Genomic DNA, 25,425 nt, shown 5'->3' with positions numbered 1-25,425 from the left:
GCCCTCCCCTTCCATGTGCCTGATCAGGGGCATATGGGCACCGGGCGGCCAGAGGGAAAGGGGAGGGGTCCACGTCCCCAAGGAACACGGCGGGCACCGGGCATCCCCACCGTCCGACCGCAGGCCACGGGTTGCCCCTGGGGCCAAGCCGTGTCATCTTCGGCCGGTTCGGGAGAAGCACCGTGCGGCATCGCCCTCGTGGGGAAAACATCATCCGGTTCGACAGTGTCGGGCTGCGCTACGGGCTTGGCCCCGAAGTCTTGCAGGACGTCACCTTCAAGCTGCCGGCCGGGTCCTTTCACTTCCTGACCGGGCCGTCGGGCGCCGGCAAGTCGTCGTTGCTGCGCCTGATGTATCTGGGGCTGCGTCCGACGCGTGGCCGGGTGGTGCTGTTCGACCGCGACATCGCGGCGACCAAGCGCTACGAGCTGCCGGCGCTCAGGCGCCGCATCGGAGTGGTGTTCCAGGATTTCCGCCTGCTCGACCACATGACCGCGCTGGACAACGTGGCGCTGCCGCTGCGGGTCAGGGGCGTCAAGGAATCCGAGATCCGGCGCCACGTGCCCGAGCTGTTGTCCTGGGTGGGCCTGGCCGACCACCTGGGGGCCAAGCCCTCGACGCTGTCGGGCGGGCAGAAGCAGCGCGTCGCCATCGCCCGGGCGGTGATCGGGCGGCCCGACCTGCTGCTGGCCGACGAGCCCACCGGCAACGTGGACGACCACATCGCCATGCGGCTGATGTACCTGTTCGAGGAGCTGAACAAGCTGGGCACCACCATCGTGGTGGCCACCCACAACGAATTGCTGGTGCGGCGTTTCGCCCACCTGCCCCGCCTGCACATCGAGCACGGCATGGTCACCACCCTGCAGCAGGCTCCGCCGGCGGACGACCTGGAGGCGGAGTGATGCTGTTCAGGCGCCGCCATTCCGATCTGCCGCTGGCCGGGGACGCCACCTCGCGTTTCCTCCCCTGGCTGGTGGCGCTGATGGTGTTCCTGTCGTCCATGGCGGTGGCGGGCGCCTTCGTCATCGGCGCGGTGATCGAGCGCTGGGACCGCGACGTGTCGGGCACGCTCACCGTGCAGGTGCTGCCGGCCGGCGGCGAGCACGGCGACGCGGTGACCGAGGAACGGGTCCATGCCGCCATCGACGTGATGCGCAAGGTGCCGGGCGTGCTGGCGGTCAAGGCCTTCGACAAGAAGCGCACCCTGGCCCTGCTCGAGCCCTGGCTGGGCAGCACCGAGATGGTGCAGGACATGCCGCTGCCCCGCCTGATCGACGTCACCATCGACCCGGAATCCCGCCTGGACCTCGCCGAGGTGGCGCTGCGCCTGTCGCGCGCCGTGCCCGGCGCCTCGCTGGACGACCACCGGGTGTGGCTGTCGCGCCTCATCAACCTGTCGCGCACCATGCAATGGGTGGCGGTGATCGTCGTCGTGCTGATCGGCATGGTGACCTCGGCCACGGTGGTCTACGCCACCCGCACCGGCATGGCGGTGCATCACGGCATCATCGAGGTCCTGCACCTGATCGGCGCCCATGACGATTACATCGCGCGGCAATTCGCCGACCGCGCCTTCGCGCTGGGCATCGCCGGCGGGCTGATGGGGCTGGGCCTCGCCGTGCCGGCGCTCACCGCCATCGGCTGGGCGGCGCGGCGTCTCGAGGGCGGCTTCCTGCCCAGCCTCACCCTGCCGGTGGCCGGCTACGTGGCCATCGGCCTGCTGCCGCTGCTGGCGGCGCTTCTCGCCATGCTGACGGCGCGTCTCACCGTCCACGGCACCCTGGCCAAGCTGCCATGAGCCGGGCGACCCTTCGCCGTCTCGCCATCGCCGCCATGGTGGCGGCGGGCACCCTGCTGGGCGCCTGGGGGGGCGGTCTTCTCTGGTTCGCCGCCGATCTGGCCATCCGGGTCGAGGACGGCACGACCGTCACCGACGCCCTGGTGGTGCTGACCGGCGGCGCCGACCGGCTGGAAGCGGGGCTGGACCTGCTGGAGGCGGGAAAAGGCGGCAAGCTGTTCGTGTCGGGCGTCCACCGGGGCGTCGACCTGCCCGATCTGCTGCGCAAGGCCCATGTGGCGCCGGCCCTGGCCCAGTGCTGCATCGTGCTGGGTCATGCCGCCGACGACACGGTGGGCAACGCGGTCGAGACCGCCGCCTGGATGCGGGCCGAGGGCTTCGCCTCGCTGCGTCTGGTGACGGCCGCCTATCACATGCGCCGCGCCCGGTTGGAATTCCGCCGCGCCATGCCCGAAGCCGTCATCGTCGCCCACCCGGTATTTCCCGACGCCTTCAAGCGGGAGCAGTGGTGGCGCTGGCCCGGCACCGCCCACCTGCTGGCGGTGGAATACACCAAATACCTGGCGGCGGTGGCCCGGCCGCTGATCATTCCCCAGAAGCCCGAGAGGAAGCCGTGACCTTCGTTCGCTCCGCCCTGTTCATCGTCTTCACCTGGGTCTGGACCCTGGCGCTGTCCGTCCTCTATCTGCCGCTGCTGGCCCTGCCGCGCAAGGCCATGCTGCCGGCGGTGCGGTTCTGGCTGGGCGGCATGCTGGGCGCGCTGCGCGTCCTGGCCGGACTGTCGTGGGAGCTGCGCGGGGCCGAGAACCTGCCCACGGGTCCGTTCATCGTCGCCTCCAAGCACCAGTCGGCCTTCGAGACCTTCGTCTTCCACCTGCTGCTGGGCGACCCCGCCTACATCCTCAAGCGCGAGCTCTTGTGGATACCTTTCTTCGGCTGGTACCTGGGCAAGGCCGGGGTGATCGCCATCGACCGCTCGGCCGGCACCAAGGCGCTGAAGGCCATGGTCAAGGGCGCCGAGGAAGCCGCCGCCCTGGGCCGCCCGGTGATCATCTTCCCCGAAGGCACCCGCGCCGCGCCGGGCGCCAAGCTGCCCTATCATACCGGCGTGGCCATGCTCTACGGCGCGCTGAAGGTGCCGGTGGTGCCCATCGCCTTGAATTCAGGGCTTTTCTGGCGTCGGCGCGGCTTCGCCAAGAAGCCCGGCACCCTGACGCTGGAGGCCCTGCCCGCCATCCTCCCCGGCATGGACCGCAAGGCCTTCATGGCCGAGCTGGAGAACCGTATCGAAACCGCAACGGATAGGCTGGTGGCCGAGGCGCGCCAGCGTCAGCCCGGCCTGTAGACGCCTATGCCCGGCGGGTGGGACCGTCCCGCCCGCTGTGGATAAGCCTGTGGATCGCGCTGGGGATCGAATTGATCCCCAGCCCGCCCCGCCGAATTGCGGGGATAAGTGGAATCGCCCTTGAACTTCAAGGCGCTGGCCCCACATAACTCTGTTGAAACAAAAAAAGAACACATCCATTGATTCTCCACCCCCGCGAGTCCTAGACTTGGGGTGGAACGCCCTGTTCAAGAGGGCCGGGAGGAGGAAGAGCGGGTCGATGACGCAGGTGGCACCCATTTCCCAGCAGATCTGGGACATGAAGTATCGGTTGAAGTCCGCCGAAGGGGTGGCGCTGGACGGCACCATCGAGGACACCTGGCGCCGGGTGGCGCGCGCGCTGGCCGCCGCCGAGGCCGAGTCCGCCCTGTGGGAGCGGCGCTTCTTCGAGGCCATGGAGGATTTCAAGGTCCTGCCCGCCGGCCGCATCATCTCGGGCGCCGGAGCCGACCGCAAGGTGACGCTGTTCAACTGCTTCGTCATGGGCGACATTCCCGACGACATGGCCGGCATCTTCGAGCACCTGAAGGAAGCCGCCCTGACCATGCAGCAGGGCGGCGGCATCGGCTACGACTTCTCGACGCTGCGGCCCAAGGGCGCCCCGGTCAAGGGGGTGGGGGCCGACGCCTCCGGTCCCTTGTCCTTCATGGACGTGTGGGACGCCATGTGCCGCACCATCATGAGCGCGGGCTCGCGCCGTGGCGCCATGATGGCCACCATGCGCTGCGACCATCCCGACATCGAGGCGTTCATCGACGCCAAGCGCGAGGCGGGCCGCCTGCGCATGTTCAACCTGTCGGTGCTGGTCACCGACGCCTTCATGCAGGCGGTGAAGGAGGACAGCTCGTGGGAGCTGACCTTCAAGGGCGTCACCTACAAGAGCCTGCCGGCGCGCGAGCTGTGGAACAAGATCATGCGCGCCACCTATTCCTACGCCGAGCCGGGCGTGATCTTCATCGACCGCATCAACCGGCTGAACAACCTCCATTACTGCGAGGACATCCACGCCACCAATCCCTGCGGCGAGCAGCCGCTGCCCGCCTATGGCGTCTGCCTGCTGGGCTCGCTCAACCTGGCCCGGCTGGTGGACAAGCCGTTCGAGGACGGGGCGCATCTCGACCTCGACAGGCTGGATTCCCTGGTGCGCGTCGCGGTGCGCATGATGGACAACGTCATCGACGTGTCCAACTTCCCCCTCGAGCAGCACCGCCACGAGGCCCTGGCCAAGCGCCGCATCGGCCTTGGCATCACCGGACTGGCCGACGCCCTGATCCTGTGCGGGGCGCGTTACGGCGGCGCCCAGGCCATCCGGCTGACCGAGACCTGGATGGCGGCCATCCGCCGCTCGGCCTATCTCGCCTCCACCGAGCTGGCCAGGGAGAAGGGGGCCTTCCCCCTCTATGACGCCGAGAAGTATCTGGCGGGCGAGACCATCCGGTCGCTGGATGCCGACGTCATCGAGGCCATCCGCGCCCATGGCATCCGCAACGCCCTGCTGACCTCCATCGCGCCCACCGGGACCATCTCGCTGTTCGCCGACAACGTGTCGTCGGGGCTGGAACCGGTGTTCGCCTTCACCTACACCAGGGGCGTGCTGCAGAAGGACGGCACCCGTAAGGAGGAGGAGGTCAGCGATTACGCCTATCGCCTGTTCCGCCGCCTGCGCGGCGAGAACGCGCCGCTGCCGTCCTATTTCGTCGACGCCCTGTCGCTCACCCCCGGCGACCACGTGGTGATGCAGGCGGCCATCCAGAAATACGTGGATTCCTCCATCTCCAAGACCATCAACGTGCCGGAGGACATCTCCTTCGACGCGTTCAAGGACGTCTACGCCCAAGCCTACGACCTGGGCTGCAAGGGCTGCACCACCTACCGGCCCAACGACGTCACCGGATCGGTGCTGGAGGTCAAGAAGGAGGCCCGGCCGGAAAACGCCGACGAGCCGGAACTGCCCCTGGAAAAGACCCGGGTCAAGCATTCCGACCCCTTCGAGGCGGGCGGCATCGTCCATCTGACCCAGCCGCTGGACCGGCCCGAGGCGCTGCCCGGCTCCACCTACAAGGTGCGCTGGCCCGATTCCGACCACGCCATGTACATCACGCTGAACGACATCATCCAGGACGGGCGGCGGCGCCCGTTCGAGGTGTTCATCAATTCCAAGAACATGGAGCACTTCGCCTGGACGGTGGCGCTGACCCGCATGATCTCGGCGGTGTTCCGCAGGGGCGGCGACGTGGCCTTCGTGGTCGAGGAGCTGAAGGCGGTGTTCGATCCGCGCGGCGGCCAATGGGTGGGCGGGCGCTACGTCCCCTCGCTGCTGGCCGCCATCGGCGAGGTGATCGAGCGGCACATGATCGCCATCGGCTTCCTGCCCGACCCCAAGGCGGCGCGCGAACCCGTCGAGGCCCGCGAGGAGAAGAAGGTGGTCAACCTGGGCGAGTCCCGGCTGCGCCACTGCCCCAAGTGCAACCAGCCCGCCCTGCTGCGCTCGGAAGGCTGCGACACCTGCACGGCGTGCGGCTATTCCAAGTGCGGATAGGCCAAGCCCTTTTTCTCTCTCCCGTCATGGCCGGGCTTGTCCCGGCCATCCACGCCGTTCCGCATGATCTCCGCCGGACCAGGCCCCGCGCCGTGGACCCCCGGGTCAAGCCCGGGGGTGACGAAGGAGAATCTCGCCGATACGGAAAGGGTACCTGAATGGACGCCCCCGCCCAGCGGCTGGACAAGTGGCTGTTCTTCTGCCGCTTTTTCAAGTCGCGCGCGCTGGCTGCGAACGTGGTTGAGAGCGGCGGGGTGCGGATCAACGGCCATGCCGTGACCAAGCCCGCCCACGCGGTCAAGCCCGGCGACCGGGTGGCCTTTCCCGCCGGTCCCTACATCCGCACCGTCGAGGTGCTGGCCCCGGGCATGAGGCGCGGTCCGGCGCCGGAAGCCCAGGGGCTGTACCGCGACCTGGGCAAGGAACGGGCGCCGGAGGAATAGCGGGGCTTTCGCCCCGGCCCCAACCGGGAGGCTGAAGCCTCCCGGACCCTCCATCATTTCATTGATGAAAAATATGGTGGTTCGGAGGCTTTGCCTCCGATGGGTGCGGGCAAGCCCGCTCGCGCAAGCGATCTCTACCCGAACAGCGCCTTGGACGCCGCCGCCGGGCCGGCGCCTTGCGGAACCTTGCCGCCCAGCACGCCTTCCAGCGCCGTGAGGCAGGTCATGACGTGCCTGGGCGTGGCGCTTTGACCCATCAGGCCGATACGCCAGACCTTGCCGGCCAGGGCGCCGAGACCGGCGCCGATCTCCAGTCCGAAACGGCTCAGAAGTTGGGCGCGGATTGCCGCCTCGTCCACGCCGTCGGGCACGGTGACGGCGTTGAGCTGGGGCAGGCGGGATTTCTCCGCCACCAGCAGGCCGAGGCCCATGGCCTCGAGACCGACCTTGAGCGCCTCGTGCATGGCGCGGTGGCGCGCCCAGGAGGCTTCCAGCCCCTCCTCGTGCAGCATGACCAGGGATTCGTGCAGGCCGTAGAGCGCGTTGACCGGGGCGGTGTGGTGATACGTCCTTTTGGCCCCGCCGCCCCAATAGGCGGTGAGCAGGGTGAGGTCGAGGAACCAGCTCCGCACCTTGGTCTTGCGGGCCTTCAATACCTCGACGGCGCGGGGCGAGAAGGTGACCGGCGACAGGCCGGGCGGGGCCGACAGGCATTTCTGGCTGCCGGAATAGACGGCGTCGGCGCCCCATTGGTCCACCAGCACCGGAATGCCGCCCAGCGAGGTGACGGTATCGACCATGGCCAGGGCGCCATGGGCGTGGGCCAGGGCGCACAGCTGGGCCGCGTCGGATTCCACGCCGGTGGAGGTCTCGGCATGGACGAAGGCCAGGGCCTTGGCGCCGGGATTGGCCTTCAGGGCCGCCTCGACCTTGGCGGCATCGACGGGCGTGCCCCAGGCATCCTCGACCACCACGGCCCGCGCGCCGCAGCGCTCGACGTTCTCCTTCATGCGGCCGCCGAACACGCCGTTGACGCAGACCAATACGGTGTCGCCGGGCTCGATCAGGTTGACGAAGCAGGCCTCCATGCCGGCCGAGCCGGGGCCGGACACGGCGAAGGTCATTTCGTTACTGGTGCGGAAAGCGGCCTGCAGCAGGCCCTTCAGCTCGTCCATCATGCCGACGAAGGCCGGGTCCAGATGGCCGATGGTGGGGCGGGCCTGGGCAGCCAGCACCCTGGCGTGGACGTCCGAGGGGCCGGGTCCCATCAGAATGCGCGAGGGCGGCTGGAACGAGGCGACGGGCAGGTTGCTCATGATGGCGGGGCTCCGGAACCGGGAGGGGTGAGGGGAAGGGGCGGCAGGGTCAGCAGCTTGACCTGCCCGGCGTAAAGGGCCCCGTCCTGGACGGTCAGCGCCAGGGTCAGCGTCGGGCGGCCCTGGGCATCGGGACGGGCCAGGATGGCCAGCAGCATCTCGGCGGCCGAGGCCATGCCGGGCTCCATCAGCCGGGCCTCCACCAGCTGCTTCATGATCTCGTTCCAGCCCCTCACCCGCGCCGTGGTGGCGATCAGGGGCTGCAGCCGGGGATCGAAGGCGAAGGTGCCGTCGGCCTCGAGCGACAGCGGCGCCCATTCCACCGCCACCTTGTCCAGCTCCATGGTGCCGCCGGCATTGCTCCAGGCGGCCAGGGCGGACAGCGGCGCGGTTTCGGGAATGGTGCCCATGATGCGGCCTTCCACCCGCACGGAATCCAGGCACCGGTTGAGCGGCAACTCGGCGGGCAGGGGCATCTGGACGGCGCGGGCGTCCAGGGCGAAGCCGGCCGAAGGCTTCTCGTGGCCGGGGTCGGGCGGGTTCAGCCATTCATAGCGGATGGCCAGGCTGTCGGCCGACAGCGGCCCGGCGCCCGGCTGCTCCAGCAGCGGCCGCCCCGCCTCGAAGGCGAAGGCGTGCAGGTCGCCGTCCCCGTCCACCCGCAGGCGCACGCTGGCCCCGGTGGCGGTGACGATACCCCGCCAGCCGTCGCCCGTGGCCAGATGATGGGTGGAGCCCAGCTCCAGGCTGGGGCCGAGGGGATCGAGACCGGGCACCACCAGCCGCACGCGGTCGCTGCGCCATTCGATCCCGGTGGGTGTGGCCAGCGCGAGGGCGCCGAGGTCCAGCCCGACGCGGCCGGGAAAACCGAACAGAACCGGCGGCGCGAAATCCAGGCGCCAGCCGTCGGCGCGGCGCTGGGCGGCGAAGTCCTCGACCCCCTTGCGCAACTGCCCCGCCACGTGGAACCAATAGGCGGTGTAGGCGCCCGCCCCGGCCAGAACCAGGACAAGGGCGGCCAGACCGGCAAGACGGGGACGGATGGACATCGGCATCAACACTCCAGGACCGGACACCACCTCTAACCCGACCGAGGGCTGGAGGCAAGGCAGCGACCTGTGGGTGTTCGCCTATGGCTCGCTGATGTGGAATCCCGATTTCGACCACGACGAAGCCCGCGTCGCGACGCTGTGGGGTCATCACCGCGCCATGTGCATCCTGTCCTATCAGTGGCGCGGCACCCCCGAGCGCCCCGGCCTGGTCATGGGCCTGGACCGGGGCGGATCGTGCCGGGGCCGCGCCTTCCGGGTGGCGGCGCCCAAGGTGCCGGCCGTGATGGCCCACATCTACCGCCGCGAGATGCCCACCGGCGTCTACCGGCCCCGCTTCCTGCCCGCCCTCCTGGATGACGGACGGCGGGTCGAGGCCTGGGCCTTCGTCGCCCGGCGCGGCCATCCGCAATATCTGGAGGGCGCCGGCCCAAGGGAGCAGGCCGCCCTGATCCGCCAGGGCCACGGCCAGGCCGGACCCTGCCGCGAATACCTCGCCAACACCATCGCCCAGCTGGACGCCCTGGGCCTGGGCGGCGAGAGCCTGAGGCGGCTGCTGGCGCTGGTGGACGCGCCCTGATTTAGCCGCAATCGGGACAAAACTCCGCCCGAATGGCCAGCGATGATCCCCCCATCGCAACTTCTCCGTCGTGAGAGACCCAAAATGATCCGCAAAGCCGTTCTGCCCGTCGCCGGCATGGGCACCCGCGTTCTGCCCGCCACCAAGGTGCTTCCCAAGGAATTGCTGCCGGTGGTGGACAAGCCGCTGATCCAGTACGCCGTCGAGGAAGCCGCCGAGGCGGGCATCACCGAGATCATCCTGGTCACCGCCAGGGGCAAGGAGATGCTGGCCGACCATTTCGACCGCAACGCCGAGCTGGAGCGGTCGCTGGAGGCCAAGGGCAAGGCCGAGCTGCTGGAAATCGCCCGCTCCACCTGCCCCAAGGGCGTGAGCATCACCACCGTCCGCCAGCCGGCTCCGCTGGGCCTTGGCCATGCCGTTCTCTGCGCGCGACCCGTGGTGGGCGACGAGCCCTTCGCCGTGCTGCTGCCCGATGATCTGATTCTGGGCCAGCCCGGCTGCCTGAAGCAGCTGGTGGACGTGTGGACCGAGACCCGGGGCCATGTGATCGCCGTGGAGAACGTGCCCGCCGACCAGGTTGACCGTTACGGCATCCTGGACGTCATCGAGGAGAAGGGCCGTCTGGCCCGGGCGCGGGGCATGGTGGAGAAGCCCAAGCCATCGGAAGCGCCCTCGACGCTCTCGGTGATCGGCCGCTATGTGCTCGATGCCAGCGTGTTCGACGCCCTGGAGCGCCGCGAGCGCGGCGCCGGCGGCGAGATCCAGCTGACCGACGCCATCGCGCGGACCCTGGACCGTGTTCCGCTGCACGGCGCCCGCTTCCGGGGCACCCGCTATGACTGCGGCAACAAGGCCGGCTATGTGGCGGCGATCATCGACGCCGCCCTGGCCCATCCGGAAACTGCTTCGGCCGTGCTTGCCCATCTCGAGGCTCTGACCGGGCGCCGCGTCGCCTGATTACTAAAAAGAGATAAACATTCGCCGTAAGCCACAAACTGGTGGCTTACGGCGATGGTATACAACTTGTTTGAATTGCATTTCCTCGCGACTGGCGGCAACCTCGGACTGTATTTAACCTGTGCATGAGGTTCGCCATGCTTGGTCGAGTCGCTCTATTTCGTCTTTCCGCTGCCATCTTCTTTCTGGCCGCGACCTTTCCGGCTCTGGCCGAGCCCTTGGCCTGCAAGGGGCAGGGCGGAATCAAGGAGCTGCCCTACGAATCGGCGGTGCCGTCCGGCTGGGACCATGACCGCTTCGGCACCCGGCCGCGCAGCCTGATGTTCTCCTACGGCGCCTTCACCGCCTCGTTCGAGACCGCCGCCGAGCACCAGGCCGGCTCCCCCTACACCGGCATTCCCAAATGGGTGTCCTACGAGATGCGCGGCCTGATGGGTCCCGACGGCACCGCCATCCACCCCCAGGGCGCCCGACGGCCCGTGAAGTGGTACGAGCTGGAGGAGACCGCCTACCTGTGGAAGGACCAGGGCCTGAAGCCGGGCATCGACAGCTCTTACCGGGGCTTCGCCACGCTGTGGAACCGGGGCCATCTGGCGGCGCGAAACCACGCCAACCGCATTTCCTGGCAGGAGGGCTGCAACACCCACACCTTCGTCAACGCCCTGCCCCAGCTGGCCGACATGAACCAGGGCGACTGGCTGGCGCTGGAGAACTACGCCATCGCCGCCGCCAACAAGTTCGGGCGGGTGTGGACCATCGCCGGGCCGGTGTTCGAACCCGAGCGCGAGATCGACACCATCGGCAAGGAGGGCACCGTGCCGGTGGCCATTCCCCATGCCCTGTTCAAGATCCTGGTGATCGAGAGGAAGGGCAAGGTCGAGGCCCGCGCCTTCCTCTTCCATCAGGCCGACGAGGAGGAGCGCGGCATCTACCGCAAATGCGCCGGCACGCCGCAATCCAAATACGATCTGGCGGCCTATTCCACCTCCATCTCGGCCCTGGAGAAGGCCACCGGCCTGTCCTTCCTCGCCCAGCTGTCCGAGGCCGAGCGAAGGGCGGCGGACGCGGTCTCGGCCAACGAGCCCTGGACCATCGAGGGCAAGTACTGGGCCGACCGCTGCGGCGGCGAAGACGACGAGGACGACGTGTAGCCCCTTTCCCCGATCTCCACTTTACGGCGCGGCGAAAGACGGCTTGGATAGGGGGATGGATTCGGGCGGCACGGACATCATCTGGAACCAGTTCATCCTGGCGGCGGCGCTGACCCGCACCGCCCGTCGGGTGATGGAGCAGAGCGGCGAGGACGGGGGAGAGACCCCGCGCTTCTCCTATGCCGACACCCATGCCGGCGGCGGACGGCTGTCGGTCCCCGCCGCCCGGGCGGCGGTGCTGGCCCGCCGGGACCAATTCATCGGACGGGCCTGGTTCGACGCCGTCGGAACCGGCGGAACCCATCCCGGTTCGTGGGTGCTGGCCGGACGGGTGATTCAGGCCCTGGGCGGCCTGGACTTCGAAGCCGATGTCAACGACATCGACGCGGTAGTCATCGACGGCGCCAAGGCCAACCGCGAAACCGGCTGGGTGCGGTTCTGGAGCCATGACTGGTTCTCGTTCCTGCGCCACCGCTTCGTGCTGGAGCCCCGGCCCGACTTCGTCTTCGTCGACCCGCCCCCCGACGACCCGCGCGGACCCGGCTACGCCATGGATGCCGCCATCCTGCTCGACACCCTGGACACCCCCTACATGATCACCTACCCGGTGGCGGCGCCCGGCGCCCGGCCCCAGGACGTCATCGACCAGATCGGCCGCTCGGGGCTGGAGCTGCGGGGCGCCGGACCGGAATGCGGCGTGCTGCTGGGCGGCGGCGCCGAGACGGTGGTGCTCGACATCCTGGCCGATCTCCGCACCCTGGCCGAGGCGTTGGGCGGCGAACTGTCGGTGCGGCTGCCCAGCCCGCCGGTCGATGATTACTGCATCTGAGGGACCCATGGGCATCTTGCACGCGGCATCCATCGGCGATCTGGCGAAGCGGGCGTGGTGGCGGCTGCCCGGTTTCGCCTTCGGCTTCCTGGACGGCGGCTCGGGCGAGGAAGGGGGCCTTCGCCGCAACCGCGAGCGGCTCGAGGCGGTGATCCTCGCCCCCCGGGCCTGCACCGGAATCAAGCCCGAGACCAGGGCCAGCCTGTTCGGCCGCGACTACGCCCAGCCCTTCGGCGCCGCGCCGGTGGGCATGGGCAACCTGCTGTGGCCCGGGGCCGATCTGATGGTGGCGCGCCAGGCCGCCCGGCTGGGCTTTCCCGTGGTGGCCTCCACCGTCGCCACCACCTTGCTGGAGGACATCGCCGAGGCGGCGGACGGCAACGCCTGGTTCCAGCTCTACGTCTCGCGCGAGGAGCGGATCAACCGCGACCTGCTGGCCCGGGCCTGGGCGGCGGGCATCCGCGAACTGGTGGTCACCGTGGACGTGCCGGTGGCCGGCGACCGCCGCCGCGACGCGCGCAATCGCTTCATCCTGCCGTTCAAGCCGGGGCCGCGCTTTGTCGCCCAGTTGGCCCTGGCACCGTTCTGGGCGCTGGAAACGCTGAAGAACGGCTCGCCCGGCTTCCCCAACCTGACCCGCTATGTGGGCGAGGTGGACGGCAAGACCCTGGCCGGCTTCATCCAGTCGCAGATCAAGGACGACCTGACCTGGGACGATGTCCGCGCCCTTCGGGACATGTGGCAGGGCAGGCTGCTGATCAAGGGCATCATGACCGCCGCCGACGCCCGCACCGCCCTGGATACCGGCGCCGACGGCATCTGGGTCTCCAACCATGGCGGCCGCCAGCTGGATGCCGCCCCGGCCGCCATCGATTCGCTGGCCGCCATCCGCGCCGCGCTGGGCCGGGACGCGGTGGTGGTGATGGACGGCGGCATCCGCTCGGGCGAGGACGTGGCGCGCGCCGGCGCCATGGGGGCCGATTTCGTGTTCTGCGGCCGGGCCTTCTATTACGGCGCGGCGGCGGGTGGCGAGGAGGGAACGGCGCGGGCCGCCGACCTGCTGGCCGCCGACCTCAGGCGTACCCTCATTCAGATCGGCTGCCCGTCGTGGACGACGCTCAGCGACGAGTGGCTGTGGAAGTAGATCGGGCTGCCGCCCGAACCCGCCCGGAGGCGCAGCCTCCGGACCACCCGTAATTTTGAAATCAAAAGAGGGTTTGGGAGGTTTCCTCCCAATCGGGGCGCGGGGCAATCGCCCCGATCACTTCCCCATCATCCGCTCCGCCCCCAGCACCGTGTCGGACAGCAGGGGAAAGCGGACGGCATCGTGCATCTGGTAGTGCCACCACTCGTTGGCATAGAAGTCCCAGCCGGCGGCGTTCATCAGGCCCAGCAGCAGCAGGCGGTTGCGCTGGGCCTCGACGCTCACTCCGGTGACCGCGTGGTGGGACAGCGGCGTGAAGGCGTCGAAGGCGGTGCCCATGTCCAGCGCCTGGCCGCTGGCGGCGTCCAGCAGGTCCAGGTCCACCGCCACGCCGCGCGAATGGGTCGAGCCCCGGCGGGGATCGGCGAGGAACTCGGGGTCGGGGGTATGGTTCCACAGGGCCCATTGCGCCTCGGCGGGGCGATAGGCGTCGAGGATGCGTAAGGTCAGCCCCAGGGGCCGGGCCAGATCCGCCGCCTTGCGCAGCAGCGGCGCGGCTTCGGCGTGCAGCCAGCAGCCGGCGGCCGGCGCATAGACCGGCCGCCCGGTGAAATTGTCGGAGGTGGCGTAGGCGAGAGAGATCTCGACTCCGTAGTCTTCGGCGGTAACGGGAACCAGCGGATTCATCTTCTTTCTTTCATTTCCGGCGACGGATGAAGTATAGCGGCCCCATGATCGTTCTCGCCATGGATAGCTCCACCTCCGCCTGTTCCGCCGCCCTGTGGTCGCAGGGAAGCGTGCTGGCCCGCCGTCTGTCGCCCATGGCGCGTGGCCAGAGCGAGGCGCTGATGCCCATGGTCGCCGAGGTGATGGAAGAGGCCGGCCTGTCCTTCGCCGATCTCGGCCTGCTGGCGGTGACGGTGGGGCCGGGCGCCTTCACCGGCCTGCGCATCGGGCTGGCGGCAGCGCGCGGGCTGGCCCTGGCCTCCGGCCTGCCGCTGGCGGGCGTCGCCACCCCGGCGGCGGTGGCCGCCGGCGTGCCCGAGGCGGAACGGCGGGGCCGCACCCTGCTGGTGGTGATCGAATCACGGCGGGACGAGAAGTGGGTGCAGCTGTTCGATTCCGCCCTGACCCCCCTTTCCGATATCCGCGCCCTGCCGCCCATCCAGGCGGCGGCGCTGGCCACCGGCCCGGTGGTGGTGGCCGGCGACGCCGCCGCCCTGGTCCTGGCCCATCTGCCCGAGGGCGTGGCCACCGCCGCGCCGGGCTATCCCGACGCCGCCCTGGTGGCCGCCCTGGCCGCGGAAAGCTGGAGCCGGGGCGAGGCCCTGCCGCCCGAGCCCCTGTACCTGCGCGACGCCGACGTCACCCTTCCGGGACATCCGGCGCCGTGATCGACCTGGTTCCCGCCGGGCTGCTGCACGCCGATCTGCTGGCCGGCATGCACCGTATCTGCTTCGCCGAACCGTGGAGCGCCAAATCCATGGCCGAGGTGCTGGCCCTGGCCGGGTCCGAGGGGCTGATCGCCGTGGACGGCGAGTCCCTCGCCCCCGCCGACCGGCCGCCGGGGCCGGCCGGCCTGGTGCTGTGGCGGCGCATTTTCGACGAAGCCGAAATCCTGACCATCGCCGTCCTGCCCCCCTGGCGCCGCGCCGGACTGGGGGCGCGCCTGCTGCGGGCCGCCATGGAGCAGGCGGCCGGGGCCGGGGCGCTGACCATGTTTCTGGAAGCCGCCGCCGACAATCACGCCGCCCTGACCCTCTACGAGTCTAATGGATTCACCCGAGTTGGCCTCCGTAGGGGCTATTACGGAGGAGTAGACGCGGTCACCATGAGTTGCCGCCTGGACCAAACCTCAGTCGAGGCCTGAGGCGCTTCAATATCCACACACTGGCATAGGGCTTATTTCTTGCAAACGACAAGGCGATGGATTCCCGCCGGTCCTTCGCCGGGCTCGGGTGCCAGCGAGACGATTTCGTGTCCCAGTTCGGCAAGTGAACGCGGCACATTTCCCAGTGGTTCCGCACCTTTCAACCGCACCTCCACCGTCTCTCCGGAGACCATGCGCTCTACCAGCAACTTGGTTTTCACGAATGTCATCGGACAGACTTCGTTGGTAATGTCAAGGCTGTAGTTCGGCTTCTCAGTCATGCGAATTGTGTCACTTTCATTTGTCGCAATGGTTATTGCCAGGTTTGTACGAAGGATTTATATAAGGCCCCACTGAATGGAATTGGAGGGCTGCTCTCTATGTCGGAGCGTTCGAACAGCGGCGACCTGCTGAGCCTGACCACGGAAATCGTGGCCGCGCATGTCGCCAACAATAGCGTGGCGGTGGCCGATCTTCCCCACCTGATTCAGGAAGTCTACCGTACCCTGGCCTCGGTGGGCAGCGTCCCCGCCGCACCCGAGCGGCCTCAGCCCGCCGTGAACGTCAAGAAGTCGGTCACCCCCGACTACATCATCTGTCTCGAGGACGGCAAGAAGCTGAAGATGCTGAAGCGCCACCTCAAGACCGCCTACAACATGAGCCCCGAGGAATACCGGGATCGCTGGGGCCTGCCCGCCGATTATCCCATGGTGGCCCCCAATTACGCGCAGCACCGCTCCAGCCTGGCCAAGAAGATCGGCCTGGGCACCAAGCCGCGCAAGCGCAAGCGGGCCGTCTGACCTCCGGGACCGATCCCGGAGGGTAAGCCTTCTCGACAAGCGGGGGACTTCCGGGCATGATCCCGGAATCCCGGCCCGACGGGGTGCCTTGCGGCGCCCCGTTCGTCGCTGGACCCGTCAATACCGGATCGCGGCAATGGTTTCACGCATCGAGCAACGCTGCATCGACAAGGGCATGAAAATGACCGACCAGCGTCGGATCATCGCCCGTGTCCTTTCCGAATCCTCCGACCACCCTGACGTGGAGGAGGTCTATCGCCGCTCGACGGCGATCGATCCCCATATCTCCATCGCCACCGTCTACCGCACCGTGCGGCTGTTCGAAGAGGCGGACATCCTCGAGCGCCATGATTTCGGCGATGGCCGCGCCCGTTACGAGGAAGCGGCCGGCGACCATCACGACCACCTGATCGACATGCAGTCGGGCAAGGTGATCGAGTTCACCAGCACCGAGATCGAGTCCCTTCAGCGCGAGATCGCCGCCCGATACGGCTATCGTCTGGTGGGGCATCGCCTTGAACTGTATGGAGTTCCGTTGACTTCCGGTGATAAACCGGAAGAGAAATAGGTCTTGCGGTCGAATCAGCACCGCGAGGACGGAACCAGAGGGGTCATGCAATCCGTGTCCGAGACGCGCGAGGTCGCCGACGGGCTTGAGGTCCGGCTTGCCGAAAGCGCCGCCGAGGTGGCCGCCGCCCAGGCTTTGCGCTATCGCGTCTTCTATCAGGAAATGGGCGCCAAGCCGTCGGACGCCATGCGCGACCGCCTGGCCGATTTCGACGATTTCGATTCCGTCTGCGACCATCTGCTGGTCATCGACCGGGCGCGGGGCAAAGGCGCGGCCGGGGTGGTCGGCACCTACCGCCTGATGCGCCGGGCGGCGGGCGAGGCCTTCGGGCGCTTCTACACCGCCGGCGAGTACGACATTTCCAACATCCTGGCCAATGGCGGGCGCTTCATGGAACTGGGGCGGTCCTGCGTCGATGCGGGCTACCGCAACGGCGCCACCATGAAGAAGCTGTGGGACGGCATCGCCGTCTACGTCTTCGAGAACGACGTGGAACTGATGTTCGGCTGCGCCAGCCTGCCCGGCACCGACCCCCAAACCCTGGCCGGCCACCTGTCCTATCTGTACCATCATCATCTCGCCCCCGAGACCCTGCGCCCCCGGGCGCTTCCCCACCTGCACGTGGACATGAACCTGCTGCCCAGGGAGGCCCTGGTTCCCCGCCGGGCCATGGCGGAGCTGCCGCCGCTGATCAAGGGCTACCTGCGTCTCGGCGGCTTCGTCGGCGACGGCGCGGTGATCGACCACCAGTTCAACACCACCGACGTCTGCGTGATGGTCAAGACGGAGCTGGTCACCGCCAAGTACCGGGCCCATTACGACCGCGCCATTCCCGGCTGGTCCGAGGAATAGGCGAGCATGACGTCCACCCCCGTAGCGGTTTTCCGTTTCCTCGGCTTCGTGCTGTGGACCCTGCTGCTGCTGGCGCCCTTCCTGGCGCTGCGCCTGGTGTCCAGGCCCCGCATACCGGCCTATACCCGCTTCTACTGGCGGGGTGTCATGGCCATCATCGGCTACCAGGTGGTGGTGCGCGGCCGGCCGCTGGAGGACGGCTCGCCGGTGCTCTACGTCGCCAACCACGCCAGCTATCTCGACATCATCGTGCTGGGCAGCCTGCTGCACGCCTATTTCGTCGCCAAGAGCGAGGTGGCCGGCTGGGCCGGCTTCGGCTTCCTGGCCCGCATCTCGCGCACCGTGTTCATCGAGCGCAGCCGCGGCGCCACGGCGCGCGAGCGCAACGGCCTGCTCGGCCGCTTCGACCTGGGCGAATCGCTGATCCTGTTCGCCGAGGGCACCTCCAACGACGGCAATCAGGTGATGCCGTTCAAGAGCGCGTTCTTCTCGGTGGCCGAGGGCGAGGTGCGGGGCGCCGACGGCATGCCGCGTCCCGTGGCGGTGCAGCCGGTATCGGTGGCCTATACGAGGCTGGACGGGCTGCCCATCACCCGGGCGCTGCGCCCCTTCCTCGCCTGGTACGGCGACATGACGCTGGCCCCCCACCTGATCGGCGCGCTGGGCATGGGCCGCATCACCGTCGAGGTGGAGTTCCACCCGCCGGTCACCGTCGCCCAATTCGGCTCGCGCAAGGGGCTCGCCGCCCATTGCCACAAGGTGATCAGCGACGGCCTGACCCGCATGCTGGCCGGACGGCCGGCGGCGAGTTCTTGACTCGCGGCCACCGGCTCCTTAACCATGACTTTCCCGGACGCGTAAGACATTGGCCAAGCGACTTTTCGTCAAGACCTACGGCTGCCAGATGAACGTCTATGACTCCGCCCGCATGGCGGACGTCCTGGCGCCGCTCGGCTTTTGCCCCGCCGACGAGGCCGAGGGCGCCGACATGGTGATCCTCAACACCTGCCACATCCGCGAGAAGGCCGCCGAGAAGGTGTTCTCGGAACTGGGCCGCCTGCGCAAGCTGAAGACCGCCAAGGCCGAGGCCGGGGAAAAGATGATCCTGGCGGTGGCCGGCTGCGTCGCCCAGGCCGAGGGCGAGGAGATTCTCCGCCGTGCGCCCTTCGTCGACATCGTGCTGGGGCCGCAGACCTATCATCGCCTGCCGGAAATGGTGGCCCAGGCGTCGCGCGCCGGCGGCGCCGTGCTCGACACCGAATTCCCGGTGGAGCCCAAGTTCGACTTCCTGCCCGAACCCCAGGCCGAGGGCACCAGCGCCTTCCTGTCGGTGCAGGAGGGCTGCGACAAGTTCTGCACCTTCTGCGTGGTGCCCTATACCAGGGGCGCCGAATATTCCCGTCCCGCCTCCGCCGTGCTGGCCGAGGCCGCCAAGCTGGCCCAGGGCGGCGTGCGCGAGATCACGCTCTTGGGCCAGAACGTCAACGGCTGGCATGGCGACCAGGGCTGGAGCCTGGGACGGCTGATCCGCGAACTGGCCGAGATTCCGGGCGTCGAGCGCATCCGCTACACCACCTCGCACCCCCGCGACATGGACGACGAGCTGATCCGCGCCCATGCGGAACTCCCCCAGCTGATGCCCTTCCTGCACCTGCCGGTGCAGTCGGGCTCGGACCGCATTCTCGCCGCCATGAACAGGGGCCACGACCGCGCCACCTATCTGCGGCTGGTGGACAAGCTGAAGACGGCCTGCCCCGATCTGGCGCTCTCGTCGGACTTCATCGTCGGCTTCCCCGGCGAAAGCGACGCCGATTTCGAGGACAGCATGTCGCTGGTGCGCGAGGTGGGCTTCGTCCAGACCTATTCCTTCAAGTACTCGTCGCGCCCCGGCACCCCCGCCGCCGCCATGGAGCGGCAGATTCCGGAAAAGGTGAAGGAAGAGCGCCTCGCCGCCCTGCAGGCCCTGCTGCTGGAACAGACCGCCCGCTTCAACCAGGCCTGCGTCGGGCGCGAGATGCGGGTCCTGCTGGACCGCCCCGGCCGCCACCAGGGCCAGCTGCTGGGCCGCTCGCCCTACATGCAGCCGGTGCACGTCAAGGCCGCCGCCCATCTGATCGGCACCGTGGCGCCGGTGCGCATCGTCAAGGTGCATCCCAACAGCCTGGAGGCGGTGCCGGCATGAGCCCTGGCGAAACCTCCCTGGTTCGCGAGTTTCCCGACAACGCCCTGGCCCAGGTGCTGTTCGGCCCCCATAACGCCAATCTCGACCGCATCGAGGGTCATCTGGGCGTCGGGCTCGACGTGCGCGGCAACACGGTGACCATTTCGGGCACCCCGGATTCCGCCGCCGAGGCGGCGCGCATCCTGGACAGCCTCTATCAATCGGCCAAGCGGCAGGGGCACCTGGAAACCGCCGACGTGGACAGCGCCGTGCGCATGGCCAAGCTTCCCGAAGGCCACGAGAACGCCGGCGGCGACGTGGTCATCCGCACCAGGAAGCGCCACATCGCGGCCCGCACCCCCACCCAGGCCGAATACATCCGGGCCTTGGGCGAGGCGCCGCTGACCTTCGGCCTGGGTCCCGCCGGCACCGGCAAGACCTATCTGGCGGTGGCCAAGGCGGTGTCCATGATGGTGGCGGGCGAGGTGGACCGCATCATCCTGTCGCGCCCGGCCGTCGAGGCGGGCGAGCGGCTGGGCTTCCTGCCCGGCGATCTCAAGGACAAGGTCGACCCCTACCTGCGCCCGCTCTACGACGCCCTTTACGACATGCTGCCCGGCGACCAGGTGGCCAAGAAGCTGCTGGCCGGCGAGATCGAGGTGGCGCCGCTGGCCTTCATGCGCGGCCGGACGCTGGCCAATTCCTTCATCATCCTGGACGAGGCTCAGAACACCACCTCCATGCAGATGCGCATGTTCCTGACCCGCATGGGCGAGCATTCGCGCATGGTGGTGACCGGCGACGTCAGCCAGACCGACCTGCCGCCCGGCGTGCGCTCGGGCCTGCTGGACGCCATCCACATCCTCGACGGCATGCAGGGCGTGCGCTTCGTGCGCTTCACGGACAAGGACGTGGTGCGCCACGATCTGGTGACCCGCATCGTGCGGGCCTACGATAAAGCCGACCGCGAAGCCAAGGCCAAGAGCAAGGACAAATGACCGTCACCATCGAGATCGCCGTCGACATTCCCTGCCCCGCCTGGACCGAGGTCCTGCCCGACGCCGAGACCCGCTGCGGCCGCCTGGCCGCCACCGCCCTCGGCGCCGTCGACCTGCCCGAAGGCGTGGTCGAGCTGTCCATCGTGCTGGCCGACGACGAGACGGTACGGGGCCTCAACCGCGAATGGCGGGGCAAGGACCAGCCCACCAACGTGCTGTCCTTCGCCTCGCTCGACGACGAGGACGCGCCGGTGGTCCCCGGCGCGCCGCTGCTGCTGGGCGACGTCATCCTGGCCTACGAGACCTGCGCCGCGGAGGCCAGGGAGCAGGGCAAGACGCTGGCCGATCATTTCAGTCATCTCGTTGTCCATGGCGTCCTGCATCTGTTGGGCTATGATCACATGGACGAGGACGAGGCCGCCGAGATGGAGACTCTGGAAACCACCCTGCTGGCGGCACTGGGTATTCCCAACCCCTATGGAGAGCAATAAAGGTCCATGAACGACCCTGGTAGTAGCCCGCCCCGCGACGGCGGGGCAAACCACAAGAAGGCGGGCGACGACTCACTGTTCGGCGCCATGCGCGGCTGGCTGCGGAGCCGCCGCCGCCCCAAGGGCGCCGAGACCGTCCGCGACGCGCTGGAAGAGCTGATCGAGGATCGCGACAGCGCCGAAATCCCCATCGACGAGCACGAGCGCCAGCTGCTCGGCAACATCCTGCACCTGAGGGACGTCACCGCCTACGACGTCATGGTGCCGCGTGCCGACATCGTGGCGGTGGAGGCCAAGACCACGCTGGAGGGGCTGATCGCGCTGTTCATCGGCTGCGGCCATTCCCGCCTGCCGGTCTATCGCCGCTCGCTGGACGACGTCATCGGCATGGTCCACATCAAGGATCTGCTGGAGGTGATGGGCCAGGGCAAGCCCTACAACCTGCCCCGCCTGGCACGGCGCGTCCAGTTCGTGGCGCCGAGCATGCGGGTCACCGACCTGCTTCTGGAGATGCGCCTCAAGCGCTCGCATCTGGCCCTGGTGGTGGACGAATACGGCGGCATCGATGGTCTGGTGACCATCGAGGACCTGGTGGAGCAGATCGTCGGCGAGATCGAGGACGAGCACGACCAGGACGAGGAACCGGAACTGATCATCCGGGACGACGGCGCCGTCGAGGCCGATGGCCGTACCGCCATCGCCGAATTCGAGGACCGCATGGGCGCCGTGCTGACCGACGAGGAGCGGGACGAGGTGGAGACCCTGGGCGGGCTGGTGTCCTTCGTCGCCGGACGCGTGCCGTCCCGGGGCGAACTGATCACCCATTCCGCCGGGCTGGAATTCGAGGTCCTGGACGCCGATCCCCGGCGGGTCAAGCGGGTGCGGGTGCGCCGGGTGGCCAGTCCCGAGCCGGCGGTCACCGAATGAACCTGGAAAGCCTGAAGCAGCGGTTCCAGGCCCTGCCGGGCTGGCGGCGGCGCCTCGCCCTGGCGGGGCTGGGGGCCGTGGCGGCTCTGGCGCTGCCGCCCACCCTGGTGCTGCCCGCCCTGTTCCTGGCCTTTCCTCCCCTGGTCTGGAGCCTGGACGCCGCCACCACGAGGCGCGCCGCCTTCGGAGTGGGATTCTGGTGGTTCACCGGCTGGTTCGCGGTGGGGCTGTACTGGATCTCCATCGCCCTGCTCACCGACGCCGCCAAGTTCGGCTGGATGATTCCCTTCGCCGTCTTCGGGCTGTCGGCGGTGCTGGCCACCTTCTTCGGCCTCGCCACATTGGGCGTCCACATGTGCCGCCTTCGCCGGGTGGCCCGCATTCCCGCCCTGGCGGTGGCCTTCACCCTGGCGGAATGGGCGCGCTCGTGGGTGATGACCGGCCTGCCCTGGAATCCCATGGGCTCGGTGTGGGACGTCAGCCTCCCCGTCCTGCAGTTCGCGGCCTTCGGCGGCATCTGGGGCCTGTCCCTGCTCACCTATCTGATGATACTGGCCCCCGCGCTGCTTGCCGGTCCCGGCCATCGCCGCGCCGTCGTCGCCGTCTCGCTCGGCCTGCCCGCGCTGTTGTGGGCCGGCGGCATGGCTCGCCTGTCCCTCAATCCGCAGGAACCGGTGCCCGGCGTGCAGCTGCGCATCGTCCAGGCCGCCGTGGTCCAGGCCAACAAATGGAAGGACGATCAGCGGGAAGCCAACCTGCGCGAGCACATCGCCCTGACCCGGGGGCCCGGCTTCGAGCGGGTGACCACGGTGATCTGGCCCGAAACCGCCGTGTCGTACTTCCTCGACCTCGACCGCCCGCACCGCCAGATGACGGCGGCGGCGGTTCCGCCCGGCGGCCTGCTGCTGACCGGAGCGCCGCGCATCACCCCCATGGGCGTCGAGCCGTTCCAGATCTGGAATTCGCTGATGGCGGTGACCCCCGAGGCCGGCATCGCCGCCATCTACGACAAGGTTCATCTGGTGCCCTTCGGCGAGTACGTGCCGCTCCGCGGCATCCTGCCCATCGCCAAGATCACCCATGGCGGCACCGATTTCTCCGCCGGCCCGGGACCGGTCAGCCTGGACCTGCCCGGCCTGCCGGCCGCCGCGCCGCTGATCTGCTACGAGGCCATCTTTCCCAACACCATCGTCGCCCGCCATCAGCCCCGCCCGGGCTGGATCCTCAACGTCACCAACGATGGCTGGTTCGGCATCTCGTCGGGGCCGCACCAGCATCTGGCGGCGTCGCGCATGCGCTCCATCGAGGAGGGTCTGCCCCAGGCCCGCGCCGCCAATACCGGCATCTCGGCGGTGATCGACCCCGCCGGCCGCATGGTCGCCGTGCTGGCATTGGGCGAGAAGGGTGTCCTGGACGCCCCCCTGCCCAAGGCGCTGTCGCCCACCCTTTACAGCCGATTGGGCGACGTCATCCCCGGAATCCTTCTGCTGCTGATCGGATTCGCGGGATTTTTTCTGCGGCGGTTGAATTAGCGCCTCCTAACGCATACATAGGTCATATGGCTATAGAGCTAGTCAACGCACGCCTCGTGTGTTGACTGTATACAATCGTACCCTTATGGTGCCAATGCAACTGTCGGTACCGTGGGTGCAAGTCCCAACGACCTATTAGGAAGCCGCCATGGTCAACAGCAATCGTAACCCCGCTCCTTCCCACCGCGGTTCATCCCGGGGCCGCCTTCCGTCCGGCCAGCCCAACCCGGTCGACATCCATGTGGGCGCACGGGTCCGCCTGCGCCGTACCCTGATGGGCATGAGCCAGGAGAAGTTGGGGGAATCCATCGGATTGACCTTCCAGCAGGTCCAGAAATACGAGCGTGGCGCCAACCGCATCGGGGCGAGCCGCCTGTTCGACCTGTCCCGGGTGCTGGACGTGCCGGTGTCGTTCTTCTTCGACGACATGGCCGAGACCGTGCAGGATCAGAGCCCGGTGGCGGTGGCGCGCGGCGCCTCCGGCCTGGCCGACGAGCCGGCCGGCTTCGAGGCCGACCCCATGACCAAGCGCGAGACGCTGGAACTGGTCCGCGCCTATTACAGCATCACCGACCCCCAGGTCCGCCGCCGGGTCTACGATCTGGCCAAGGCCCTGGCGGCGGTGGGCGAGATCAAGAAATAACCCTTTGAAATCGGGGATTTCGGGCGGGGGGCGATTCGTCTTGACGAGTCGCCCCTTCGCCTGTCAGAAGAACGACCCGGAGCGGTGCGACCGCTCCCGTGGAGATTTTGACCGCTTGCCGCCACGCTGATTTCGGCTAAGTGGGTGCATCACGATGGCGTTCATCCGCGTGTTGATGCCCCAGGTCCCAATGTCGATTGGATCTAGGAGGGCTTGCCCGTGTCCAAGAAGAACTTCCTGTTTACCAGTGAATCCGTGTCCGAAGGCCACCCCGACAAGGTCGCCGACCGGATTTCCGATGCCGTCGTCGATGCGTTCCTCGGTGCCGATCCCTACGCCCGCGTGGCGGTGGAGACCCTGGTCACCACCAACCTGATCGTCATGGCCGGCGAAGTGCGCGGCCCGGCCTCGGTCAATGCCGCCCTGATGGACGAGCTGGCCCGCCACGCCGTCAAGGACATCGGCTACGAACAGGATGGCTTCCACTGGAAGAACGCCGAGATCATCAACCGCGTCCACTCCCAGTCGGCCGACATCGCCCAGGGCGTCGACGCCGGCGCCGACAAGGACGAGGGCGCGGGCGACCAGGGCATCATGTTCGGCTACGCCTGCAACGAGACCCCGGTGCTGATGCCGGCCCCCATCTACTATTCCCACGAGATCCTGAAGAGCCTGGCCGAGGCCCGCCATTCCGGCGCCGTTCCCCAGCTGCTGCCCGATTCCAAGTCCCAGGTGACCCTGGAATACCGTGACGGCAAGCCGGTGCGCGCCACCTCGGTGGTGGTCTCGCACCAGCACGTGGACGGCCTGTCCCAGGCCGACATCAAGGAAATCGTCCGCCCCCACGTCAAGAACGTGCTGCCCGAGGGCTGGATGCCCGCCGACGACCAGTTCTACGTCAACCCCACCGGCCGCTTCGTCATCGGCGGTCCCGACGGCGACACCGGCCTGACGGGCCGCAAGATCATCGTCGACACCTATGGCGGTGCCGCTCCCCACGGCGGCGGCGCCTTCTCGGGCAAGGACCCGACCAAGGTGGACCGCTCGGCCGCCTATGCCGCCCGCTATCTGGCCAAGAACGTGGTCGCCTCCGGCCTGGCCGACAAGTGCGTGATCCAGCTGTCCTACGCCATCGGCGTCTCCAAGCCGCTGTCGGTCTACGTGGACACCTCGGGCACCTGCAAGGTGGACGAGGACAAGCTGGCCGTGGTGCTGCAGCAGCTGGTGGATCTTTCGCCCCGCGGCATCCGCACCCATCTGGGCCTCAACAAGCCCATCTATGCCCGCACCGCGGCCTACGGCCATTTCGGCCGCAGCCCGGACGCCGACGGCGGCTTCTCCTGGGAGAAGACCGACCTGGTGGAAAGCCTCAAGAAGGCCTTCTAAG

28 protein-coding genes are annotated in these 25,425 nt (G+C 68.4%); 24 read left to right on the top strand and 4 right to left on the bottom strand.

Annotation, left to right across the window (positions count from 1 at the left end):
- Positions 1–182 precede the first annotated feature (182 nt).
- The 6 genes from ftsE (at position 183) to ACV4UZ_RS17970 (ending at position 6,167) form a co-directional block, all read left to right on the top strand.
- Positions 183–905: a cell division ATP-binding protein FtsE gene (ftsE, locus tag ACV4UZ_RS17995; protein WP_491602163.1), complete on the top strand. Its 723-nt coding sequence runs from the start codon at positions 183–185 to the stop codon at positions 903–905.
- A complete protein-coding gene (locus tag ACV4UZ_RS17990; RefSeq protein ID WP_491602162.1) occupies positions 905–1,801 on the top strand; it encodes a cell division protein FtsX in 897 nt (298 codons plus the stop codon). Before ftsE ends, ACV4UZ_RS17990 begins: the two co-directional genes overlap by 1 nt.
- On the top strand, positions 1,798–2,418 hold the full coding sequence (locus ACV4UZ_RS17985) for a YdcF family protein (RefSeq protein ID WP_491602161.1): 621 nt from the start codon (positions 1,798–1,800) through the stop codon (positions 2,416–2,418). Before ACV4UZ_RS17990 ends, ACV4UZ_RS17985 begins: the two co-directional genes overlap by 4 nt.
- Positions 2,415–3,146 carry a lysophospholipid acyltransferase family protein gene (locus ACV4UZ_RS17980; protein ID WP_491602160.1) on the top strand — a complete coding sequence of 244 codons (732 nt, stop codon included), beginning with the start codon at positions 2,415–2,417 and terminating at the stop codon, positions 3,144–3,146. The genes ACV4UZ_RS17985 and ACV4UZ_RS17980 overlap by 4 nt, the downstream gene beginning before the upstream one ends.
- A gap of 259 nt (positions 3,147–3,405) precedes the next feature.
- A complete protein-coding gene (locus tag ACV4UZ_RS17975; protein WP_491602159.1) occupies positions 3,406–5,724 on the top strand; it encodes an adenosylcobalamin-dependent ribonucleoside-diphosphate reductase in 2,319 nt (772 codons plus the stop codon).
- A 158-nt stretch (positions 5,725–5,882) separates the two neighbouring features.
- Entirely contained in the window at positions 5,883–6,167 is a 285-nt protein-coding gene (locus tag ACV4UZ_RS17970; protein WP_491602158.1) for an RNA-binding S4 domain-containing protein, read from the top strand.
- Between the two features lie 134 nt (positions 6,168–6,301).
- Here the strand turns inward: ACV4UZ_RS17970 and ACV4UZ_RS17965 are convergent, their stop codons facing one another.
- Positions 6,302–7,483 carry a pyridoxal-phosphate-dependent aminotransferase family protein gene (locus tag ACV4UZ_RS17965; RefSeq protein ID WP_491602157.1) on the bottom strand — a complete coding sequence of 394 codons (1,182 nt, stop codon included), beginning with the start codon at positions 7,481–7,483 and terminating at the stop codon, positions 6,302–6,304.
- Positions 7,480–8,532 carry a DUF2125 domain-containing protein gene (locus ACV4UZ_RS17960; protein WP_491602156.1) on the bottom strand — a complete coding sequence of 351 codons (1,053 nt, stop codon included), beginning with the start codon at positions 8,530–8,532 and terminating at the stop codon, positions 7,480–7,482. The genes ACV4UZ_RS17965 and ACV4UZ_RS17960 overlap by 4 nt, the downstream gene beginning before the upstream one ends.
- Here ACV4UZ_RS17960 and ACV4UZ_RS17955 point away from each other — a divergent pair.
- The 5 genes from ACV4UZ_RS17955 to ACV4UZ_RS17935 all read left to right on the top strand — a co-directional run bounded on the left by ACV4UZ_RS17955 (position 8,531) and on the right by ACV4UZ_RS17935 (position 13,196).
- Positions 8,531–9,112: a gamma-glutamylcyclotransferase gene (locus ACV4UZ_RS17955; protein WP_491602439.1), complete on the top strand. Its 582-nt coding sequence runs from the start codon at positions 8,531–8,533 to the stop codon at positions 9,110–9,112. The two genes, ACV4UZ_RS17960 and ACV4UZ_RS17955, sit on opposite strands and share 2 nt — an antisense overlap.
- 84 nt (positions 9,113–9,196) lie before the next feature.
- Entirely contained in the window at positions 9,197–10,072 is an 876-nt protein-coding gene (gene galU, locus ACV4UZ_RS17950; RefSeq protein ID WP_491602155.1) for a UTP--glucose-1-phosphate uridylyltransferase GalU, read from the top strand.
- A gap of 137 nt (positions 10,073–10,209) precedes the next feature.
- A complete protein-coding gene (locus ACV4UZ_RS17945) occupies positions 10,210–11,223 on the top strand; it encodes a DNA/RNA non-specific endonuclease (protein ID WP_491602154.1) in 1,014 nt (337 codons plus the stop codon).
- A 55-nt stretch (positions 11,224–11,278) separates the two neighbouring features.
- Positions 11,279–12,052, top strand: a complete 774-nt coding sequence (locus tag ACV4UZ_RS17940) for a hypothetical protein (RefSeq protein ID WP_491602153.1) — start codon at positions 11,279–11,281, stop codon at positions 12,050–12,052.
- Between the two features lie 7 nt (positions 12,053–12,059).
- Positions 12,060–13,196 (top strand): alpha-hydroxy acid oxidase, encoded by a 1,137-nt coding sequence (locus ACV4UZ_RS17935; RefSeq protein WP_491602152.1) that lies wholly within the window; start codon positions 12,060–12,062, stop codon positions 13,194–13,196.
- 117 nt (positions 13,197–13,313) lie between these two features.
- Here the strand turns inward: ACV4UZ_RS17935 and ddpX are convergent, their stop codons facing one another.
- Positions 13,314–13,883: a D-alanyl-D-alanine dipeptidase gene (ddpX, locus tag ACV4UZ_RS17930; RefSeq protein ID WP_491602151.1), complete on the bottom strand. Its 570-nt coding sequence runs from the start codon at positions 13,881–13,883 to the stop codon at positions 13,314–13,316.
- A 44-nt stretch (positions 13,884–13,927) separates the two neighbouring features.
- On the opposite strand from ddpX, the gene tsaB reads away from it, so the two are divergent.
- Together tsaB and ACV4UZ_RS17920 are read left to right on the top strand one after the other, a co-directional pair.
- Positions 13,928–14,590: a tRNA (adenosine(37)-N6)-threonylcarbamoyltransferase complex dimerization subunit type 1 TsaB gene (gene tsaB / locus ACV4UZ_RS17925; protein WP_491602150.1), complete on the top strand. Its 663-nt coding sequence runs from the start codon at positions 13,928–13,930 to the stop codon at positions 14,588–14,590.
- Entirely contained in the window at positions 14,587–15,066 is a 480-nt protein-coding gene (locus ACV4UZ_RS17920; protein WP_491602149.1) for a GNAT family N-acetyltransferase, read from the top strand. Before tsaB ends, ACV4UZ_RS17920 begins: the two co-directional genes overlap by 4 nt.
- Positions 15,067–15,098: 32 nt before the next feature.
- Here the strand turns inward: ACV4UZ_RS17920 and ACV4UZ_RS17915 are convergent, their stop codons facing one another.
- On the bottom strand, positions 15,099–15,347 hold the full coding sequence (locus ACV4UZ_RS17915) for a sulfurtransferase TusA family protein (protein WP_491602148.1): 249 nt from the start codon (positions 15,345–15,347) through the stop codon (positions 15,099–15,101).
- 99 nt (positions 15,348–15,446) lie between these two features.
- On the opposite strand from ACV4UZ_RS17915, the gene ACV4UZ_RS17910 reads away from it, so the two are divergent.
- From ACV4UZ_RS17910 to metK, 11 genes are all read left to right on the top strand, one after another.
- On the top strand, positions 15,447–15,866 hold the full coding sequence (locus ACV4UZ_RS17910; protein ID WP_491602147.1) for a Ros/MucR family transcriptional regulator: 420 nt from the start codon (positions 15,447–15,449) through the stop codon (positions 15,864–15,866).
- 136 nt (positions 15,867–16,002) lie between these two features.
- On the top strand, positions 16,003–16,434 hold the full coding sequence (locus tag ACV4UZ_RS17905) for a Fur family transcriptional regulator (RefSeq protein WP_491602146.1): 432 nt from the start codon (positions 16,003–16,005) through the stop codon (positions 16,432–16,434).
- Positions 16,435–16,479: 45 nt separating this feature from the next.
- Positions 16,480–17,286, top strand: coding sequence for a GNAT family N-acetyltransferase (locus ACV4UZ_RS17900; protein ID WP_491602145.1), 807 nt, complete (start codon positions 16,480–16,482; stop codon positions 17,284–17,286).
- Between the two features lie 6 nt (positions 17,287–17,292).
- The gene (locus ACV4UZ_RS17895; RefSeq protein ID WP_491602144.1) at positions 17,293–18,102 is read left to right on the top strand and encodes a lysophospholipid acyltransferase family protein; all 810 of its coding nucleotides are present in this window, start codon (positions 17,293–17,295) and stop codon (positions 18,100–18,102) included.
- A gap of 49 nt (positions 18,103–18,151) precedes the next feature.
- The gene (miaB, locus tag ACV4UZ_RS17890) at positions 18,152–19,468 is read left to right on the top strand and encodes a tRNA (N6-isopentenyl adenosine(37)-C2)-methylthiotransferase MiaB (protein WP_491602143.1); all 1,317 of its coding nucleotides are present in this window, start codon (positions 18,152–18,154) and stop codon (positions 19,466–19,468) included.
- Positions 19,465–20,445 carry a PhoH family protein gene (locus tag ACV4UZ_RS17885; protein WP_491602142.1) on the top strand — a complete coding sequence of 327 codons (981 nt, stop codon included), beginning with the start codon at positions 19,465–19,467 and terminating at the stop codon, positions 20,443–20,445. The genes miaB and ACV4UZ_RS17885 overlap by 4 nt, the downstream gene beginning before the upstream one ends.
- Positions 20,442–20,936 (top strand): rRNA maturation RNase YbeY, encoded by a 495-nt coding sequence (gene ybeY / locus ACV4UZ_RS17880; RefSeq protein WP_491602141.1) that lies wholly within the window; start codon positions 20,442–20,444, stop codon positions 20,934–20,936. The genes ACV4UZ_RS17885 and ybeY overlap by 4 nt, the downstream gene beginning before the upstream one ends.
- Positions 20,937–20,942: 6 nt before the next feature.
- The gene (locus ACV4UZ_RS17875) at positions 20,943–21,863 is read left to right on the top strand and encodes a hemolysin family protein (RefSeq protein WP_491602140.1); all 921 of its coding nucleotides are present in this window, start codon (positions 20,943–20,945) and stop codon (positions 21,861–21,863) included.
- A complete protein-coding gene (gene lnt / locus ACV4UZ_RS17870) occupies positions 21,860–23,395 on the top strand; it encodes an apolipoprotein N-acyltransferase (protein ID WP_491602139.1) in 1,536 nt (511 codons plus the stop codon). The genes ACV4UZ_RS17875 and lnt overlap by 4 nt, the downstream gene beginning before the upstream one ends.
- A gap of 148 nt (positions 23,396–23,543) precedes the next feature.
- Positions 23,544–24,038 carry a helix-turn-helix domain-containing protein gene (locus tag ACV4UZ_RS17865; protein ID WP_491602138.1) on the top strand — a complete coding sequence of 165 codons (495 nt, stop codon included), beginning with the start codon at positions 23,544–23,546 and terminating at the stop codon, positions 24,036–24,038.
- A gap of 219 nt (positions 24,039–24,257) precedes the next feature.
- Entirely contained in the window at positions 24,258–25,424 is a 1,167-nt protein-coding gene (gene metK, locus ACV4UZ_RS17860) for a methionine adenosyltransferase (RefSeq protein WP_491602137.1), read from the top strand.
- The last annotated feature ends 1 nt before the right edge of the window (position 25,425 follow it).

It is taken from the genome of Paramagnetospirillum sp. (assembly GCF_058402745.1).
Note: the sequence above shows the minus strand (reverse complement) of the source record. Positions and strands in the feature narration are given on the sequence as shown.